Source organism: Cellvibrio sp. PSBB023 (genome assembly GCF_002007605.1).
Taxonomy (GTDB): Bacteria; Pseudomonadota; Gammaproteobacteria; order Pseudomonadales; family Cellvibrionaceae; genus Cellvibrio.
In genome coordinates this window covers 2088116-2106875 of record NZ_CP019799.1, presented here as the reverse complement: position 1 = coordinate 2106875, position 18760 = coordinate 2088116, and the positions used below count along the sequence as shown (strand labels likewise).

18 protein-coding genes are annotated in these 18760 nt (G+C 50.1%); 17 read left to right on the top strand and 1 reads right to left on the bottom strand.

Annotated features, from left to right (window positions below):
* Positions 1-132: 132 nt before the first annotated feature.
* A complete protein-coding gene (locus tag B0D95_RS09330) occupies positions 133-639 on the bottom strand; it encodes a YhcB family protein (RefSeq protein WP_078043651.1) in 507 nt (168 codons plus the stop codon).
* A 143-nt stretch (positions 640-782) separates the two neighbouring features.
* Here B0D95_RS09330 and B0D95_RS09325 point away from each other — a divergent pair, with 143 nt between their 5' ends.
* The 17 genes from B0D95_RS09325 (at position 783) to B0D95_RS09250 (ending at position 18752) form a co-directional block, all read left to right on the top strand.
* Positions 783-1451 (top strand): alpha/beta hydrolase, encoded by a 669-nt coding sequence (locus B0D95_RS09325; RefSeq protein WP_078043650.1) that lies wholly within the window; start codon positions 783-785, stop codon positions 1449-1451.
* The gene (gene zapE / locus B0D95_RS09320; RefSeq protein ID WP_078043649.1) at positions 1448-2596 is read left to right on the top strand and encodes a cell division protein ZapE; all 1149 of its coding nucleotides are present in this window, start codon (positions 1448-1450) and stop codon (positions 2594-2596) included. The genes B0D95_RS09325 and zapE overlap by 4 nt, the downstream gene beginning before the upstream one ends.
* Before the next feature lie 113 nt (positions 2597-2709).
* Positions 2710-3138, top strand: a complete 429-nt coding sequence (rplM, locus tag B0D95_RS09315) for a 50S ribosomal protein L13 (RefSeq protein ID WP_078043648.1) — start codon at positions 2710-2712, stop codon at positions 3136-3138.
* An 11-nt stretch (positions 3139-3149) separates the two neighbouring features.
* Positions 3150-3539 carry a 30S ribosomal protein S9 gene (gene rpsI, locus B0D95_RS09310; RefSeq protein ID WP_078043647.1) on the top strand — a complete coding sequence of 130 codons (390 nt, stop codon included), beginning with the start codon at positions 3150-3152 and terminating at the stop codon, positions 3537-3539.
* Between the two features lie 285 nt (positions 3540-3824).
* Positions 3825-4424, top strand: coding sequence for a ubiquinol-cytochrome c reductase iron-sulfur subunit (gene petA / locus B0D95_RS09305; RefSeq protein ID WP_078043646.1), 600 nt, complete (start codon positions 3825-3827; stop codon positions 4422-4424).
* A 1-nt stretch (position 4425) separates the two neighbouring features.
* Positions 4426-6660, top strand: coding sequence for a ubiquinol-cytochrome c reductase (locus B0D95_RS09300; protein ID WP_078043645.1), 2235 nt, complete (start codon positions 4426-4428; stop codon positions 6658-6660).
* Positions 6661-6788: 128 nt separating this feature from the next.
* Positions 6789-7226, top strand: a complete 438-nt coding sequence (locus B0D95_RS09295) for a ClpXP protease specificity-enhancing factor (RefSeq protein ID WP_078043644.1) — start codon at positions 6789-6791, stop codon at positions 7224-7226.
* A gap of 232 nt (positions 7227-7458) precedes the next feature.
* Positions 7459-8430: a PstS family phosphate ABC transporter substrate-binding protein gene (locus B0D95_RS09290; RefSeq protein WP_078043643.1), complete on the top strand. Its 972-nt coding sequence runs from the start codon at positions 7459-7461 to the stop codon at positions 8428-8430.
* Between the two features lie 181 nt (positions 8431-8611).
* Positions 8612-10903 (top strand): ABC transporter permease subunit, encoded by a 2292-nt coding sequence (locus B0D95_RS09285; RefSeq protein WP_078043642.1) that lies wholly within the window; start codon positions 8612-8614, stop codon positions 10901-10903.
* Between the two features lie 15 nt (positions 10904-10918).
* Entirely contained in the window at positions 10919-12154 is a 1236-nt protein-coding gene (locus B0D95_RS09280) for a hypothetical protein (protein ID WP_371453471.1), read from the top strand.
* On the top strand, positions 12151-12606 hold the full coding sequence (locus B0D95_RS21110; protein WP_371453468.1) for a PstA family ABC transporter permease: 456 nt from the start codon (positions 12151-12153) through the stop codon (positions 12604-12606). The genes B0D95_RS09280 and B0D95_RS21110 overlap by 4 nt, the downstream gene beginning before the upstream one ends.
* Positions 12607-12685: 79 nt before the next feature.
* Entirely contained in the window at positions 12686-13462 is a 777-nt protein-coding gene (gene pstB, locus B0D95_RS09275; protein ID WP_078043641.1) for a phosphate ABC transporter ATP-binding protein PstB, read from the top strand.
* A 20-nt stretch (positions 13463-13482) separates the two neighbouring features.
* Complete coding sequence (phoU, locus tag B0D95_RS09270) at positions 13483-14205, top strand: phosphate signaling complex protein PhoU (protein WP_210403700.1); 723 nt, start codon at positions 13483-13485, stop codon at positions 14203-14205.
* A 212-nt stretch (positions 14206-14417) separates the two neighbouring features.
* The gene (locus B0D95_RS09265; RefSeq protein ID WP_078043639.1) at positions 14418-15128 is read left to right on the top strand and encodes a FadR/GntR family transcriptional regulator; all 711 of its coding nucleotides are present in this window, start codon (positions 14418-14420) and stop codon (positions 15126-15128) included.
* A gap of 90 nt (positions 15129-15218) precedes the next feature.
* Positions 15219-16004: an SDR family NAD(P)-dependent oxidoreductase gene (locus B0D95_RS09260; RefSeq protein ID WP_078043638.1), complete on the top strand. Its 786-nt coding sequence runs from the start codon at positions 15219-15221 to the stop codon at positions 16002-16004.
* A 180-nt stretch (positions 16005-16184) separates the two neighbouring features.
* Positions 16185-17750, top strand: a complete 1566-nt coding sequence (locus tag B0D95_RS09255; protein ID WP_078043637.1) for a sodium/sugar symporter — start codon at positions 16185-16187, stop codon at positions 17748-17750.
* A 120-nt stretch (positions 17751-17870) separates the two neighbouring features.
* Positions 17871-18752: an SMP-30/gluconolactonase/LRE family protein gene (locus B0D95_RS09250; protein WP_078043636.1), complete on the top strand. Its 882-nt coding sequence runs from the start codon at positions 17871-17873 to the stop codon at positions 18750-18752.
* The last annotated feature ends 8 nt before the right edge of the window (positions 18753-18760 follow it).

Below are 18760 nucleotides of genomic sequence, written 5' to 3'. Positions count from 1 at the left end.
TCTCCGTCGAGCAGTGACCAGACCAACAAAAACCCCGCTAAATGCGGGGTTCTACTTGTGTTCGACATCCTGTGAATGAACTCAGGTGTGTAGCAATGCGCGACTAATCCGTTGCGCGCATTTATTCAGCTTTTAATAGCGGTTAGCTTTGCCATCAAAATCATAGTCGTCTGCTGATTCTGTTGGCAGGGGCGAGCTGTCAGTGTGATCATCGCGCAAGCCGTAGTCTTCGCTGAGCGTGCCTTTGGTGCCTGGTGTTTTGGGGGCCCAATCGCGTGGCGGCTCAATGTGTTGTCCACTGATGTAGGATTTTGTATCCCCACCCAATCCGCTGTTGGCAGAGTCCAGAATCTGACGGCTAATAGCAGGCGTTGCCAGTTTTAAGGCGCCATTGGCCAGATGCTCATGCACATCGCGATAGGATTGTGTCAGGTTGTTAACCAACTGTGATGTTTGTGCAAAGTGTTCTGCTACATCGCGCTGATAGCTTTGCAGGGTAGTTTCGGCCTGATGCAGGCGCTGTTCCAGGTCGCGGCCCAGCAGTGGTGCACGGAATGTGTAAAGAATAAAAGCGGCAATACCACCACCGGCGAGCAAGCAAACCAAACCACTGATAATAAGGGTACTAAGTGAATACACAGCTATCTCCTACTGAACAAGGGCGTCGCTCTGACAATATGCAGCCAGAAGCACCAATAGACCTATTATAAGTCCATTTTCTCATTAAAATGGGCAAAAATTATTGCCCCTGTGCGAAGTCGCACTGAATTCAGAGGTATTCGATGACTTTTCCCTTTGCCAAAGAGCAGGCGCTTTTTATTCCCGGCCCCTGTGGTCAATTAGAGGCGATGATACATGCCGCTGATGAGGGTGGTGTGTTTGCTGCGCGCCAAGCGCTTGCGGTGATATGCCATCCACACCCTGTGCATGGCGGAACCATGGAGAATAAGGTGGTAACAACGCTAATGCGCGCCTATCGTGATCTGGGTATCCATGTATTGCGTTTTAACTTTCGCGGCGTGGGCGCCAGTGCGGGCAGTTTTGATAATGCCATCGGCGAACAGGGTGATCTGTTGGCGATCATCGCGTGGGTTGGCCAGCAATTTCCACAGGCCCCTTTATTGCTGGCCGGGTTTTCATTTGGCTCCTCAATTGCGGCGCAAGTGAGTTATCGCGTACCGGGCTTGCAGCATCTAACCCTTATTGCACCGCCGGTGGAGCGTTACCCCTATGCGCAGGGCGGTAAATTTAGCTGTCCCCTGTGTGTTGTGCAGGGTGATGCTGATGAGCGTGTGGATGCGGAAGGGGTCTATCAATGGGCTGCTGCATTGGGCGGGGTTGTTGAAGTGTTGCGTTATCAGCAGGCAGGGCATTTTTTTCACGGGTATTTAACAGCCTTCAAAGCAGATTTAAGTTGTGTCATTGAGCGGCAATGGGCAGAGGTAGTATGACAAGCGCAATGGTGAGTTCTTCGGTGTCTTTATCGCCACTGGCGCGTTATCAACGGGATCTGGCGCGACCAGATTTTCGCCATGATGCCGCACAGGCGCTGGCAGTTCAGCATTTACAGGGCCTCTACGATGAGCTGCTGGCTGCCTGGACCGCTGAGCAGCAACAGTCGGCACTGGGAAGTTTGTTGAAGAAGTTGACCGGTAGTGATTCACGCAAGCTGGTGCGAGGTTTGTATTTTTGGGGTGGTGTAGGGCGTGGCAAAACCTACTTAATGGATAACTTTTTTGAAAGCTTGCCATTTGATCAAAAACTGCGCGCGCACTTCCATCGATTTATGCGCCGTGTTCATGCTGAGCTTAAAAAACTGGATGGGCAGAAAAATCCGCTTAAAAAAGTGGCGGATATTATTGCAGCTGAGGCGCGCGTAATCTGTTTCGATGAATTTTTTGTCTCTGATATCACCGATGCCATGATTCTGGGAACGCTGATGGAAGAGCTGTTTGCGCGGGGTGTTACCCTGGTGGCGACATCCAATATAGTGCCGGATGGCTTATATAAGGATGGTTTGCAGCGCGCGCGTTTTCTGCCGGCGATTGCGCTGCTGAATCAGCATACCTTGGTGGTGAATGTTGATGGTGGTGTTGATTATCGGTTGCGCGCGCTGGAGCAGGCGGAGTTATATCACTCGCCTCTTGATGAGGCCGCTGACCAAAGTTTGATGTGCAGTTTCAAGAGCCTTTTACCTGCACACGCGGTGCTGCAGGATGATATCGATCTGGAAGTGGAAGGGCGCCTGATTCGCGCGCGTCATGTCGGAGAGGGTGTTGCCTGGTTTGACTTTGTTGCCCTGTGTGATGGCCCGCGCTCCCAGAATGACTATATTGAACTGGCGCGTGAATATCACACGGTGATCCTCAGTAATGTGCCTGGACTTGGGCGTGCAACCGATGATCAGGCGCGCCGTTTTGTGAATCTGGTGGATGAGTTTTACGATCGCCAGGTAAAACTGGTTATCTCTGCCGAGCGCCCGCTGGCACAGCTCTATTCAACCGGAAAGCTGGACTTTGAGTTTCAGCGGACAGTGAGCCGTTTGTTGGAGATGCAAAGTCATGAATATCTGGCCCGTCCGCACCGGCCTGAATAAGCTCAAATACTGGTTGTAAAGCTGGTCTTTGCTGTGTAGTATGCCGCCTCCCTATTTTAGGGTTGTTTCGTTGTATTTAAATTAGTATCCACATCCAATTAGGCAGGAATAACATGAAGACCTATATTGCCAAAGCAGAATCTGTCGTTAATGACTGGTTCATCGTGGATGCGGCGGGAAAAACACTCGGCCGTTTATCTGCGGAAATCGCCTCGCGTTTGCGTGGCAAGCACAAGCCAGAATTCACACCACACGTTGATACCGGTGATTACATCGTTGTGATCAATGCTGCTCAAGTGCGCGTGACTGGCCGTAAAGCTACTGACAAGATTTACTACTCGCACACAGGTTTCGTGGGCGGCATTAAATCTATCAGCTTCCAGAAGTTGATTGAGAAGGCGCCAGAGCGCACCATTCAAACTGCCGTTAAAGGTATGTTGCCGAAGGGTCCACTGGGTCGTGCCATGTTCAAAAAACTGAAAGTTTATGCAGGTAATGAGCATCCACATGCTGCTCAGCAACCTAAAGAACTGAACATCTAAGGGGAGCTGACATGTCTGCACAATTTTACGGCACCGGCCGTCGCAAAACCTCTACCGCGCGTGTTTTCATCACCGCTGGTTCAGGCACCATCACTGTAAATGATCGTCCTCTGGACGAGTATTTCGGTCGTCCAGTAGCGCGCATGGTAGTGCGTCAGCCATTGGAGTTGGTGGGTTTGGTTGAGAAGTTCGATGTAAATGTTACCGTTTCTGGCGGTGGTAGCTTTGGTCAAGCGGGCGCTATTCGTCACGGCCTGACTCGTGCTCTGATGGAGTACGATGAAAGTCTGCGTGGTGAATTGCGTAAAGCTGGCTACGTTACTCGCGACTCGCGCGAAGTTGAACGTAAGAAAGTGGGTCTGCGTAAAGCGCGTAAGAAGCCACAATTCTCCAAGCGTTAATGGTTTTCACCAGCTGCTTTTTGGGCGGCTGGTTGATGATCGTCAAGAACGCCCAAGTCTTTGCTGGCTTGGGCGTTTTTTTATGTCTAAAATTGCACAGCTATAACCCACTACTTATGTGTGGTTATTCTTGTAAGCAGCGTGTTAATTCATTAAGATTGCCCGCCTTTTCTTGAGTCACCCAATAATCCTTTGTCGCCAGACTTCGTATAAGCCTTAGTATCAGGTTGTGGGGCGATGTGAGGCGATTTGCTAGCCGTTAAAGCTGTTAGGGGAGAATTCGTCATGAGTAATGACGCAGTAAATAAAACACGCCGTCGCGTGTTGATCGGTGCCACTTGTGCAGTGGGTGCGGTCGGCGTGGTGGGTGCAGCAATTCCGTTTGTGGGTTCCTGGAACCCGAGTGCCAGAGCAAAAGCTGCAGGCGCACCTGTTAAATACAACATCAGCAAAATAGAACCCGGCGCTATGGTCACTGTAGAGTGGCGCGGCAAGCCGGTATTTATTGTGCGTCGTACCCAAGCCGCATTGGATAGTTTGAAAGCGGTTGAGGCGCAAGGCGTACTCTTGGACCCGGAATCCAAAGAAGCCCAGCAGCCAGCCTACGCGCAGAATGAAGCGCGTGCGATTAACAAAGAATTTGCCATTTTGCTGGGAATTTGTACGCACCTTGGCTGTGCGCCTATGTTCAGGCCTGACGTAGGAGCTGCCGATTTGGGTGGCGATAAATGGCAAGGCGGCTTCTTTTGTCCTTGCCATGGTTCCAAATACGACCTGGCAGGTCGTGTTTATTCCGGTGTACCTGCTCCTCTCAACCTCGAAGTTCCTCCTCATCGTTATGAGAGCGACTCTGTAGTTGTGATTGGCGAAGATCAGGAGGCTTGATATGAATTGGTTAACAGGTTTGTGGCAGTGGGTTGATAAGCGTCTGCCAGTACAGCGCGCGTGGGACACCCACATGGGCAAATACTATGCGCCCAAAAACTTCAACTTCTGGTATTTCTTCGGTGTTCTGTCGCTGTTGGTATTGGTTAACCAGTTGGTTACCGGTATTTGGTTGACTATGAGTTATAACCCATCCGCTGAAGGTGCTTTTGCCTCTGTTGAATACATTATGCGCGATGTGGATTACGGTTGGTTGCTGCGTTATATGCACTCCACCGGCGCCTCTGCGTTCTTCGTTGTTGTTTACCTGCACATGTTCCGCGGCATGATGTACGGATCCTACAAAGCCCCACGGGAATTGGTGTGGATCTTCGGGATGACTATTTATCTGGTCCTGATGGCAGAAGCCTTTATGGGTTATGTGTTGCCATGGGGACAAATGTCTTACTGGGGGGCACAGGTAATCGTATCCTTGTTTGGTGCGATTCCAGTGGTGGGCGATGGCTTGGTTGAGTGGATTCGCGGTGACTACCTCATCTCCGGCATCACCTTGAACCGTTTCTTTGCCTTGCACGTTGTGGCGCTGCCGATTGTACTGCTGGCACTGGTAGTCATGCATATTCTGGCGCTGCACGAAGTAGGTTCCAACAACCCCGATGGTGTTGAAATCAAAAAGAACAAAGATGAAAACGGCATTCCACGCGACGGCGTTCCTTTCCATCCTTTCTACACCGTGCACGACTTGGTTGGTATTACTGTATTCCTGTTTGCCTTCTGCTTCATTATGTTCTTCATGCCGGAAATGGGCGGTTTCTTCCTGGAATACGCTAACTTTGAAGAAGCAAACAACCTGAAAACCCCAACCCATATTGCACCGGTTTGGTACTTCACCCCTTTCTATGCGGTATTGCGTGCAGTAACTCTGCAAATCGAAGTCGGCCCAATGGTTCTGACTGCAAAACTGTTGGGCTTTGTGGCGATGGGTGCGGCGATTGCGCTCCTGTTTGTACTGCCCTGGTTTGATCGCAGCAAAGTGAAATCCATGCGTTACCGTGGTCATATCCCTCGCATCATGCTGATTGCCTTTGCCGCTATGTTTGTGGTGTTGGGTTATTTGGGTGTGAAGGCGCCTACCGAAGGCAGAACCTTGTTGTCGCAAATTGCTACCGCATTCTACTTTGCTTACTTCCTGACTATGCCTGTATGGACCACCACCAGCCCAGAGAAAGCGAAATCAAAAGCCTCCTGGATTGTCTCTGGTGTGTTTGCCGTAATCTTTGCATGGATGGGTGTGGACTATATTGGCGGTGATGTTCCGGCGATTTTGTTGGTGCTGTGCTTTGTGTTGGCTGTGATTTTTGCCGTATTGCCAGCCTTGGCTGCGCGCGATAAAGATTTGGTTGAACCCACTCGCACCCAAGCGAAAGGCCTGCCTGCCATTGTGGTACTTGCTGGTTTTGCGCTCTTCCTGATTTTGATGATTGTGCCAATCAAAGCTGTAGCGGCGGGCGGTGCATTTGATTGCGGCGCTATTCCGTGTGACAAAATGGAGCCCGATTTGCGTAACAAAGAGTCATTGCAAAGTGGCGCCAAATACTTTGTGAACTACTGCATGGGGTGTCACTCGGCCAAATATTCTCGCTTTGAGCGCATTGCCGATGACCTGGATATCCCGCACAGTGCCATGGAAGAGAATTTGATTTTTGGCGGTCAACGCATTGGTCAGTTGATGGAAATTGCGATGAAGCCACAACAATCCAAAGTCTGGTTTGGTGTTGCACCACCGGATTTGACGCTGGTTGCCCGTGCGCGTTCACCGGAGTGGTTGTACACCTATCTGCGCAACTTCTACAAAGATGAAACCCGCCCCTGGGGTGTTAACAACCGCGTATTCCCGAACGTCGGTATGCCTCACGTCCTGATTGGCCCACAAGGTCTGTTGGAGTGCGGTGCAGGTCCAAAACTGAATCATCACGGCGGTGCATTGCGCAACGATGTGGGTGAAGTGGAAATGGACGAGCACTGCGGCGCTTTGGTGGAAGGTAAAGTAAAAGGCACTATGACAACCGCTGAGTATGACAAGGCGATGTATGATCTGGTGAACTTCCTTGAGTACCTTGCCGAGCCAGTGGCAGTTAAGCGTGAAGCGATTGGTTATTATGTTTTAGGCTTTTTGGTTATTCTGTTTATCTTTGTTTACTTCCTGAACCGTGAGTTCTGGCGAGAAATTCACTGATTGCAGTAAATGACACCCAAAAGGGCGACTTAGGTCGCCCTTTTTGTTTAAGCCCTGTTGGTTTTATAAAGCACCAAAACAGGGTAAATTGCAGCTTGTCTCGCCCTGATCAGACCAAGGAAATACTTATGTCCATGACGTCCAGTCGCCCTTATTTTTTACGTGCTGTCTATGAGTGGATTTTGGATAACAACTGCACACCCCATATTTTGGTTGATGCCCATGTGACCGGAACCCAGGTGCCCCAGCAGCACGTCAACAAAGACGGCCAGATTATTCTGAATATTTCCCCCTCGGCGATTAAAGACTTTTTTATGGACAATACCGCCGTGTCGTTTAATGCGCGTTTTAGCGGTGTAGTTAATAATCTCTACATCCCTTGCGGTGCCATTTTGGGCATTTATGCCCGTGAAAACGGGCAGGGCATGATGTTTGAACCCGAGCCAAATCCTGCACCACCGCCACCGCCACCCAGCGGTCCTACACCCGTGCCCAGTGGCGGCGGTACAAGTACGTCGGGTGATGCTCCACCCGCCAAGCGACCCGGTTTGCGCGTGGTTAAATAACGCCTCTGCATACCCCCCTTAAACACCAGCTTCGGCTGGTGTTTTGCTATTTGTCTGGTGATGGAGCAATACACGCTGGGCGTGTGACGTTTGTGCGACACATTTGTGACAAAAATTTCTGCTGGTCACATAACTGTCATATTTGCTGGGTAAAGTGATTATCACTGAAGGGATAACCCTTCACGGTTAGACACACTATTCATTACTCATGTAATCACTGATGGAGCGCTCTATGAACGCTATGAAAATTATGAAAGGGTTGGTTTTGGCCGGCTCTATGGTTTGTGCCACTGCATTGCAGGCTGCAATTGACCCAGCGCTGCCAGAGTACAAAGCCACTACCGGTGTATCCGGTAACGTTAACTCAATCGGTTCAGACACGCTTAATAACCTGATGACGCTCTGGGCAGAGGATTTCAAAAAGTGGTATCCCAACGTCAATATCCAGATTCAAGGTGCCGGTTCTTCTACTGCACCACCAGCCTTGACGGAAGGTACTGCCAACTTCGGCCCTATGAGCCGCGCAATGAAAACCGAAGAAATCCAGGCGTTTGAAGCCAAGCATGGTTACAAGCCAACGGCTGTGCCTGTGGCGATTGACGTGCTCGCTGTGTATGTCAATAAAGATAACCCGATTGAAGGCCTGAGCATTCCCCAGGTGGATGCTATTTTCTCTGCTACACGCAAGTGCGGCGGTGCCAAAGACCTGACCCGTTGGGGGGATGTAGGTTTGACCGGTGCATGGGTAAATCGCGATTTCACCATCTATAGCCGTAACGCGGTATCAGGCACTTACGGTTACTTTAAAGATGAAGCTCTGTGTAAAGGCGATTTCAAATCCAGCATTCTTGAGCAGCCCGGTTCAGCATCGGTAGTGCAGGGTGTTTCTGAATCTATCAACGGCATTGGTTACTCTGGTATTGGTTACATTACCTCTGGTGTGCGCGCTGTTCCCCTGTCCAAAAAAGATGGTCAGCCTTATATCGCTGCAGATGCCACTCACGCCCTGGACGGTTCTTACCCCCTGTCGCGCGTACTGTTCATGTACATCAACAAGCACCCGAACCGCCCGTTGGATGCGATTCAGTTAGAGTTTGTAAAACTGATCCTTTCCAAACAAGGTCAGGAAACCGTTGTTCGCGATGGCTATATTCCATTGCCAGCCACTATGGTTAACAAAGCCCTGGCTGACTTGCAGAAATAATTGTTGCGCTATTAATCCCGCGTGATTGCCATAAAAAAACGCCGACTTGTTCGGCGTTTTTTTATGGATGAAGCCAGAGAGAAATATGACAGTCGGATGACAGTTTTCGGGGTTTTGTAACAAAAGTGTCATCTTCGATTGCTAGGATTCTTGTGCCAGACGATAAACAGGTGAGTAGACCATGTCCGAACCCATTACAGCGGCAAAGCCAATCCAGAGCCTGATGCCCAATCGCGAGCAGCGCAGTAAATTGCGCAGCATTCGCAAATTTAAAGATCAATTATCGCGTTACGGGGTAATGTCCGCCGGACTTGCCGTCGTGTTTTCGCTTGGGTTGATTTTCTTTTACTTGTTTTCCGAGATTGCGCCGCTGTTTCGCGGTGCGTCGGTTGAACCTATTCACAGTTACACCTCAGCCCAATTACAACAGCAGGCCACCGATCCAACAGAGCACCTGACGTTAGAGCGCTATGAGGAAATCGGAGCAAGTTTCAAGCGCAGTGGTGCCGTACATTTTTTTAATGTCAGCGATGGCAGTCAGGTACTGAATGCCCAAGTACCTCATGCGACGGATGCCAGCTTTACCCGTATTGCCACCAGCACCCCGGATTACGGTTTGGTCGCCTATGGTTACAGCAATGGCCAGGTTGCCGTCATCAAAGCGGATTATGCTCTCAGCTATCCACAAGACAAACGCCAAATCACACCCAGTCTGTTATTCCCCTTGGGTGATGCTCCCTTGCAGTTGGATGAGCAGGGCTCTGCATTGACACAGTTGGCGGTGCAAGAGACGGGCAGCGGGATTGTGTTGGCGGCAATGACGGCTGACCAGCGTTTGCTGCTGGCGATTTACAGCAGCAGCCACAACATGATTACCGGCGATGTGAGTATCAATCAGGAAGTGTTTCCCCTGCCGTCATTGCCGGCAGGAAGCAAGCCGATTGCCATACAAATCGACGACCGTGCACAGCATATAGTTATAGCGACTGATCAGTCGCAACTGGTGTTGTACAACGTGATTAATCCCAGCGATGTAAAAGTGCAGCCGCCAGTAGTGATTGGCGATGGCAAGATCACACGGATGGAATTTTTAGTGGGCACTGCCTCGCTGATTATTGGTACTGACAAGGGCGCCCTGAGCCAATGGTTTCTGGTGCGCAACCCGGACAATATTTATGAGCTGAAATATGTACGCGGGTTTGATGCGCTGGCTGGTGCGATTACCCGCATTACACCTGAACATGCGCGTCGCGGTTTCTGGGCGGGCGATGACAAGGGCAATATCGGTATTTATTACGCGACCTCCCAGCGCACATTGTTGATTGAATCGGTGAGTGATCATCCCATCAAGCAACTCGCTATTTCACCTATTCACAATCGCAGTTTGTTGTTGGATGAAACCGACACCTTGAGCGTGGCAAATGTCTGGAACAAACACCCTGAAGTTTCATTCAGTTCACTCTGGAAAAAAGTGTGGTACGAGGGCCGCGATGCGCCGGAATATATTTGGCAAGCGTCCTCAGGCAGTGACAACTTTGAAGCCAAAATGAGTTTTGTGCCGCTCTCTGTTGGTACATTAAAAGCCGCATTTTTTGCCATGTTGTTTGCAATTCCACTGGGAGTCATGGGCGCTATCTATACCGCCTATTTTATGACTCCCAAACTGCGTGGCCTGGTAAAACCAACCATCGAAATCATGGAGGCGCTACCCACGGTAATCCTCGGGTTTCTGGCCGGTTTGTGGCTGGCACCGTTTGTGGAAGATCACCTGCCGGCGATATTTGGCATCCTGATTTTGCTGCCGGTCATTATGTTGGTGACGGGTTATGCATGGAGTCGCTGCCCCGAGTCACTGCGTAATCGCGTGCCAGAGGGATGGGAGGCTGTCATTCTGGTGCTACCCATTATCCTCACGGTATGGGCTTGCGTTGCCGCCAGTCCGTTTACAGAGGTCTGGTTTTTTGACGGCAGCATGCGTCAGTGGTTTACCGAAAATGGAATCGACTACAGCCAACGCAACGCCTTGGTGGTAGGTATTGTGATGGGCTTTGCGGTCATCCCCACTATTTTCTCTATCGCCGAAGACGCCGTATTCAGTGTGCCACGTCACCTGACCCAAGGTTCATTGGCGCTCGGTGCAACCCGCTGGCAAACCGTAGTTGGCGTGGTATTGCCCACTGCCAGTCCAGGTATTTTCTCGGCGATGATGATGGGCTTTGGTCGCGCTGTGGGGGAGACCATGATTGTGCTTATGGCCACCGGTAACAGTCCGGTTGTGAACTTTAATATCTTTGAGGGCATGCGTACCTTCTCGGCCAACATTGCGGTGGAGTTGCCGGAAACCGCCGTGGCCAGCACCCACTTCCGGGTATTGTTTTTAGCCGCATTGGTGTTATTGGCGCTCACTTTTGTGATGAATACTCTGGCAGAAGTGATACGTCAGCGCTTACGCAAACGCTACAGCAACTTGTAATTGGTGATAAATCCGATGAAAAAATTGGCAAGTAAAAATAGCTCCTGGTTTAGTAGCGGATCGCCCTGGATATGGTTAAACGGTGGTGCAATCGCGCTGTGTATGATCATGGTTATCGGCCTGCTTGGGTTGATTGCGGTACGGGGCTTTGGTCACTTTTGGCCCGCTGACATTTTGCAAACCAGCATTGTGGATCGCACCGGCCAGACTCACATCATCATGGGCGAAGCGGTGCGCGATGAAGTTATTCCTGCGGCGGTAGCGCGCGATGGTGGTTACGAGATTGCCGACGATGTTGAGTTAATTACCCGTCACCTGTTCAAGATGGGTAACCGCGATATCAGTGGCCGCGATTTTGTGTGGTACCTGGATATTGGCATGAAGCCCTGGGAATACCCGACTGATGCGGTCGCGATTGAGCGCCGTGAGTGGGGCAACTTTTATGGCTACCCCGTTGCGATTAAAGAAGGCGAGCAACAAGTCAGTGAACTGGCTAACGCTGACTTCTGGATGCAACTGGATCAACGTTTGACGCGTGCACTGGATTTACATGCGCAGGTACATCGCATAGAGAAAGTCGATATTGGTCGCATCAATAAGCGCATGGATGACCTGCGTCTTGAGCGCCGTCGTTTGGAATTAAACGGTGTGCAGGGCGCGGCAATGGCGGCGGCTGATGCCGAATTTGCCGAGCGTCGTGCCGCCTTGGAAGCGGAATATGCGGTAGTGAAAAAAGCGCGCGACGACATACTCGCGCAAGCAACACGCGACAAGTTGATGGTGCGCACTGCAGATGGCAAGCAAGCTGTTATTGGTTTTGATCACATAGTGCGCGTCACCCGTCCCAATGTACTGGGGGTGTTTGGCAAGTTGGGTCAATACTTTGATCGCCTCTGGGAATTCCTGGCTGACGAGCCGCGCGAGGCGAATACGGAAGGCGGTATTTTCCCCGCTATTTTTGGCACCATCACTATGGTGATTGTGATGTCGATTATGGTTACGCCGCTGGGAATTCTCGCCGCTATTTATCTGCGTGAATATGCAAAGCAAGGCACGCTGTTAAAAATTATCCGCATCTCGGTATACAACCTTGCCGGTGTGCCATCGATTGTGTACGGCGTATTTGGTTTGGGATTTTTTGTGTACATCCTGGGGGCAGTATCGATCAACTGTTTTATCCTGAATCGCTGCCTGCTCCTACCTTTGGTACACCGGGATTATTTTGGGCGTCGCTCACGCTGGCACTCTTGACCCTGCCCATTGTTATCGTCTCTACCGAGGAAGGTTTGTCGCGTATTCCCAGCACAATTCGCCAAGGCAGTTTGGCCTTGGGCGCAACCAAAGCGGAAACCCTGTGGAAAGTGGTGGTACCGCTGGCGACACCGGCCATGTTGACGGGTTTGATTTTGGCAATTGCCCGCGCTGCCGGTGAAGTGGCGCCACTGATGTTGGTGGGTGTGGTTAAGTTGGCACCGGCGTTACCAGTGGATGGCAACTATCCCTATCTGCATCTGGATCAAAAAATTATGCACCTGGGGTTCCATATTTACGATGTGGGTTTCCAGAGCCCGAACGTGGAGGCGGCACGCCCCTTGGTCTATGCCACCTCACTTACCTTGGTCCTGCTGATTATGATCCTCAATATTACGGCGATCAAAATCCGCAACAGTTTGCGTGAAAAGTATCGTGGTGCATCCGATTAAGCGGATACCGGTTGCACTTGCGCATTAACAAAAATTCTCTAGTGATTTTACTTTTGTCTTTAAAACAGCAGGCACCTATATGACCCCGACTGCACTGGTGGAACCCATCAAGCTTGAAGTGAAAAACCTCAACTTGTACTACGATCAAAAGCGCGCATTGAATAATGTGAGCATGAAAATTCCTGAGAAAAAAGTGACTGCATTTATCGGTCCTTCAGGCTGTGGAAAATCCACACTGTTACGTTGTTTTAATCGCATGAATGATTTGGTGGATTCCTGCCGTGTGGAAGGTGAAATCCTGCTCGACGGTGAAAATATTTACGAAAAAAGTGTGGATGTCGCTGAGCTGCGTCGTCAGGTCGGCATGGTGTTCCAAAAGCCGAATCCTTTTCCTAAATCGATATATGAAAATGTCGCTTACGGGTTGCGTTTGCAAGGTGTCAAATCCAAGCGTGTACTGGATGAGGTCGTAGAAAATTCACTCAAAGGCGCTGCACTTTGGGATGAGGTAAAGGATCGTCTGCATGAAAATGCCTTCGGTTTATCAGGCGGGCAGCAGCAGCGTTTGGTCATTGCACGCGCGATTGCTATTGAGCCGGAAGTCATTCTGCTCGATGAACCAGCGTCAGCGCTCGACCCGATTTCCACGCTGAAAATTGAAGAATTGATTAACGAATTAAAGCACCAATACACCATCGTAATTGTGACGCACAGTATGCAGCAGGCGGCGCGCGTTTCCGATTACACGGCGTTTATGTACATGGGCGATTTGATTGAACACGATCTTACCGACACAGTGTTTACCAACCCCAGTAAAAAACAAACCGAAGACTACATCACTGGCCGTTACGGTTAATGCGGAGGCGCATCATGGTTATGGATATTACAAGTCACACTCATCATATCTCGCAACAGTACAACATAGAGCTGGAAGCGATTCGCACTCACCTGTCGGAAATGGGCGGTATGGCCCAGCGTCAGGTGAACGATGCCATCCAGGCGCTGATTGACGCTGACGTGGAGCGCGCCGAGCAGGTGGTTCGCTCGGACACCAAAGTCAACACTATGGAGGTGGCGATCGACGAGGAGTGCGTGCGTATTCTCGCCCGTCGTCAACCGGCTGCCAGCGATTTGCGCCTGGTCATCGCCGTCACCAAGGCGATCACCGACCTTGAGCGTATTGGCGACGAAGCCACCAAAATTGCCCGTCAGGCCATTGCCATGAACAAAGATGGTTTGTCGCCGCGCGGTTATATTGAGGTGCGCCATATTGGCGGCCACGTATCGCGTATGTTGCAAGACGCACTGGATGCCTTTGCCCGTCTGGATATGCAATTGGCACTGACCGTGGTGCAAACCGACAAGCAAGTGGATATGGAATACAGCACCGCCATGCGCGAGCTGGTGACCTTTATGATTGAAGACCCGCGCAGCATTACCCGGGTGCTCAATATCATGTGGTCACTGCGGGCGCTGGAGCGTATTGGCGATCACGCACGCAACCTGGCGCAATACGTGATTTATCTGGTCAATGGTGAGGATGTTCGTCACGCCAACCTTGAGCAGATCACTGAAAATGTGAATGCCAAAGAGGAATAAGCCCGTCATTTGGCGCACGCTGCATTTTTTGCGTGACTAAAGCGACTCCCTCTTGTTAAATAACCCGCGTCTGCGTTCAGGCGCGGGTTTTTGTTTTTAAGGGTCAACACAGCGTGGCTTCTGACATCAACACGCGTTTTTCGGTATCCAGACCACCAAGAAAAGCTTGTCGAACCACCAACATATATATAATATAAATAGGCTAATTAACTATGCTGGACACAGGGCGTAACCTTACTCACCAGTTAACCCATCAATTGGGTGCGGCAATTGTTCAAGGTCAATATGCAATCGATAAGTCCTTCCCAACGGAAGCCGAGTTATCGCAGCAGTTTAATATCAGCCGCAGCGTTACCCGCGAAGCGGTAAAAATGCTGACTGCCAAGGGGTTGATTGCCTCGCGGCCACGTCAGGGCATTCGGGTCATGCCGAGTAGCCATTGGAATATGTTTGATGCCGATGTCCTTGGGTGGACCCTGAACGCGCGCCCCTCATTGGAGTTGCTGCGGGAATTCACCCAGTTGCGCATGGCCATTGAGCCGGAAGCGGCGGTGTTGGCAGCGGAAAACAATCAGGACACTGCAAGAATTAAAGCAATCGGCGACGCCTTGGCGCGTATGAAGCGCGCCGATGAAGGGTTGGATGATCCACTCACAGCCGATATTGAGTTTCACTGCGCCATTCTGGCGGCGGGTAATAATCGCTTCTTCTTCCAGTTGCGCGATTTTATCCAGGTCGCGCTGCGCGTGAGCATCGCCAGTACCAACCAACTCAAAGGTGTACTGACGGCAGATTACGACGATCACAAGCGCATTTACGATGCGATTTGTGCGGGTGATCAGGAAGAGGCGAGTCGCGCGGTTAAAGTATTGTTACAAGAAGTGATGCAACTGATTAATGTATCTCTGGTTAAGCCTGCATGAGAGCAGTTATCAAAAATACCTTTGCAGGTTGATTGATTCTGCCTAAGCTCATAACAGCCAAATGCCGTGTGAACCCAGAGAGAGATTAAGATGTACAGCTATTCAAACCACACACAATACACCCGCTACGCCAGCCTGCAGGGGCGCAGCGTATTTATAACCGGCGGCTCAACCGGCATAGGCGCGGCGCTGGTGGAAGCGTTTGCGGCCCAAGGCGCGCGCGTTGCCTTTGTGGATATTGATGCGGAAGGCGCCGGTGAATTGTGTGATGCGTTGGAGCGACAAGGCTATGCGCGCCCCTGGTTTGAACTCTGTGATGTGAGCGATATTCGCGCCTTGCAGCAAAGTATCGCCGATGCGCGTGCAGTTCATGGCGACATTGCCGTACTGGTGAACAACGCCGCCAATGATCAGCGTTACGATACGCGAACCATGACAGAGGAAAGTTGGCATCGCGGCTTGGCGATTAACCTGCACCCGGCATTTTTTGCCGCACAGGCCGTACAGCCGATGATGGCCGCGCAGGGCGGTGGCTCCATCATCAATATCAGTTCTATTAATGTACAATTTGGCCCGCCCAATCTGGCCAGTTATATCACCGCCAAGGCGGGTATTTTAGGGATATCCAAAGCGCTGGCCACGGATTATGGTCAGGACAATATTCGTGTGAACTCCATTTTACCCGGCTGGGTGGCTACGCCTAAACAGTTGGAAAAATGGCTGTCCGCAGAAGAGGAAGAAGAATTAATGAAACGCGTGTGCCTCAAGAAACGCTTGGGTGCTCACGACGTGGCGAACCTGGCACTCTTCCTCGCGGCGGATGACTCCGCCATGATCACCTCGCAAGAATTTATTGTCGATGGTGGGAGAATTTAAGCACTTACGATTGTTAGTGCAGTACGCAAGGCAAACCGGAAGCATTCATCAGCGATCCTGATGAGTGCTTCTTGTTTATAGGGCCATTCAATTTTTACCCGATTGAGTGGCACCAATAAAAACAAAATTTTTTAATAACAGGATGCTCTCCAACCACAGCATCACTACACAGAGGTCAATATGATTTTAAACGGGATCGATATCGGGGTATTAATTGCCTACACCCTGATTCTGCTATTTGTTGCCTATTGGGTATCGCGTGACGAAAAAGGTCACGAAAAAAACGCCAACGATTATTTTCTTGCCAGTAAATCCTTGCCATGGTGGGCCATAGGTGCATCCTTGATTGCCGCCAATATTTCGGCGGAGCAAATTATTGGTATGTCGGGTTCTGGTTACAAAATTGGTATGGCAATCGCCGCCTACGAATTAATGGCTGCTATCACATTAATTATTATTGCCAAATTCTTTTTACCTATTTTCCTCACTAAAGGCATTTACACCATGCCGCAGTTTCTGGAAAACCGCTATGACGGTCGCGTGCGTACCGTGATGGCTATTTTCTGGCTGGCGCTTTACACCTTTGTGAACCTGACCTCGGTGCTCTACTTGGGCTCATTGGCGATTTCGCAATTTATCGGTGTGGATATGGTGTACGGCATGATTTTCCTGGTGTTGTTTTCCATGGCTTACTCGGTTTACGGCGGCCTTAAAGCGGTTGCCATGACTGACATAGTGCAAGTGATTATGTTGGTATTGGGCGGCTTGTTTGTGAGCTATCTGGCCCTTAACCAAATTTCCGGTGATGCAGGTGTCGTGCAAGGTTTTGCTACCTTGATGGAAAAAGCACCGGAAAAATTCGACATGATTTTGTCCAAAGACAACCCTAACTACATGGACCTGCCTGGAATATCAGTATTGATTGGTGGCTTGTGGATTATGAACATCAGCTACTGGGGCTTTAACCAATACATTATTCAGCGTGCATTGGCTGCCAAGAATATTCAGGAAGCACAAAAGGGTATGGCATTTGCTGCCTACATGAAGTTATTTGTACCTATCATTGTGGTTTTGCCCGGCATTTGCGCGGCGGTACTCGCCACTGATTTGGCAAAGCCAGATCAAGCGTATCCGGAAATGATGAAGCTCCTACCGCACGGTTTGTTAGGTGTTGCCTTTGCGGCGTTGGTGGCAGCGATTGCATCCTCCCTTAGCTCAATGAGTAATAGTATCTCGACTATTTTTACAATGGACATTTACAAAAAGCTCATCAATCAAAATGCCAGCGAACATAAGTTGGTATTTGTTGGTCGTGCAACAGCCTTGATTGCAATGGTAATTGCTATTGTGTTGGCTAAGCCCTTGGTAGGAAAGTCTGAGCAGGCATTCCAGTTTATTCAGGAATTCACCGGCTTCTTTACGCCCGGTATTGTGGTGATTTTCCTGTTCGGTTTCTTCTGGAAAAAAGCGACAGCCAGTTCCGCATTGACCGCTGCTATTTCATCGGTTGTTTTATCCTGGCTGTTTAAAATTTATTTACCAGAAGTGCCGTTTATGGATCGTGTTGGTCTGGTATTTATTTTGTGTTGTGTATTGGCCGCTGTTGTTACCTTGTTGGGTGGCGCGAAAGAGCAAGCCAATGCAATTCATCTGGACGATGTGAGCTTCAAAACCACATCAGGCTTCAACATCGCCGCCGTTGGTGTTGTTTTGATTCTTGCCGCAATTTATGCCACTTGGTGGTAAGCTGACCGGCATTAAGGTTGGTTAAAAAAATGCCCCTTTTACGGGGCATTTTTTTTGCAACCAATTTCTCAAATCGCAATTTTTGGCCTATTCACTCCGACTTTTTTAAAAGCGCAAACTATGACGACAATGACTCTGATCGACACAATCCCTTGCAACAATACACTGGGTGAAGGTGTGCAATGGAACCATCAGGATGGTTGCTTTTGGTGGACAGATATTCTTTCTGCAAAGATGTATCGCTATTGCTTGAATGACAAGCACTTAACGCATTGGGATTTACCTGAACGCCTTTGTTGCTTTGCCTTTGCCAAAAATGATGCGCGAATTCTGGCGGCATTTGAGTCTGGCTTTGCCTGGTTTACGCCCGAGTCGGGGGCCGTGGAGTGGATTGCCAAGCCGGAAGCGCATATACAAGGTAATCGCTCCAACGATGGACGCTGTGATCGCCAGGGGCGTTTTTGGATGGGCTCAATCGTCGAGCAGCGTCACAGTGAGGAGCAAGGGGCAGGGCTTTACTCATTGGATAAAGATTATTCCATCACCCAACATTTCAGTGGTTTGATGATTTCCAACGCGCTCTGCTGGAGCCCGGATTCGCGCAAGCTGTATCACGCGGATTCACCTACCCACAGTATTCGTGTGTACGATTTTGATGCGGCTAGTGGCGATTTATCTAATCCACAAATATTTACCCATACTGATCTTGGCGTAGAGCCGGATGGTGCCTGTGTCGATGCAGAAGGTTATGTGTGGAATGCGCAGTGGGGCGGTAGCCAGGTTGTGCGTTACGCACCAGATGGCAACAAGAACCTGGTGTTAAATATGCCAGTGACACAACCAACCTGCGTGGCATTTGGTGGCGAGCAATTAAATTTATTAGCGGTGACGAGTGCCCGTGTTGGCTTAAGCGATGACGCATTGGCGCAGCAACCGCGAGCGGGCAGTTTATTTATTTTTGCCACGCCCTATACAGGTTTAACGGAAAGTTGGTTTGGTTGATTTGCCTA

Coding starts and splice junctions, on each gene's coding strand:
- B0D95_RS09325 (WP_078043650.1), top strand. CDS start 783: ATGACTTTTCCCTTTGCCAAAGAGCAGGCGCTTTTTATTCCCGGCCCC.
- zapE (WP_078043649.1), top strand. CDS start 1,448: ATGACAAGCGCAATGGTGAGTTCTTCGGTGTCTTTATCGCCACTGGCG.
- rplM (WP_078043648.1), top strand. CDS start 2,710: ATGAAGACCTATATTGCCAAAGCAGAATCTGTCGTTAATGACTGGTTC.
- rpsI (WP_078043647.1), top strand. CDS start 3,150: ATGTCTGCACAATTTTACGGCACCGGCCGTCGCAAAACCTCTACCGCG.
- petA (WP_078043646.1), top strand. CDS start 3,825: ATGAGTAATGACGCAGTAAATAAAACACGCCGTCGCGTGTTGATCGGT.
- B0D95_RS09300 (WP_078043645.1), top strand. CDS start 4,426: ATGAATTGGTTAACAGGTTTGTGGCAGTGGGTTGATAAGCGTCTGCCA.
- B0D95_RS09295 (WP_078043644.1), top strand. CDS start 6,789: ATGTCCATGACGTCCAGTCGCCCTTATTTTTTACGTGCTGTCTATGAG.
- B0D95_RS09290 (WP_078043643.1), top strand. CDS start 7,459: ATGAACGCTATGAAAATTATGAAAGGGTTGGTTTTGGCCGGCTCTATG.
- B0D95_RS09285 (WP_078043642.1), top strand. CDS start 8,612: ATGTCCGAACCCATTACAGCGGCAAAGCCAATCCAGAGCCTGATGCCC.
- B0D95_RS09280 (WP_371453471.1), top strand. CDS start 10,919: ATGAAAAAATTGGCAAGTAAAAATAGCTCCTGGTTTAGTAGCGGATCG.
- pstB (WP_078043641.1), top strand. CDS start 12,686: ATGACCCCGACTGCACTGGTGGAACCCATCAAGCTTGAAGTGAAAAAC.
- phoU (WP_210403700.1), top strand. CDS start 13,483: ATGGATATTACAAGTCACACTCATCATATCTCGCAACAGTACAACATA.
- B0D95_RS09265 (WP_078043639.1), top strand. CDS start 14,418: ATGCTGGACACAGGGCGTAACCTTACTCACCAGTTAACCCATCAATTG.
- B0D95_RS09260 (WP_078043638.1), top strand. CDS start 15,219: ATGTACAGCTATTCAAACCACACACAATACACCCGCTACGCCAGCCTG.
- B0D95_RS09255 (WP_078043637.1), top strand. CDS start 16,185: ATGATTTTAAACGGGATCGATATCGGGGTATTAATTGCCTACACCCTG.
- B0D95_RS09250 (WP_078043636.1), top strand. CDS start 17,871: ATGACGACAATGACTCTGATCGACACAATCCCTTGCAACAATACACTG.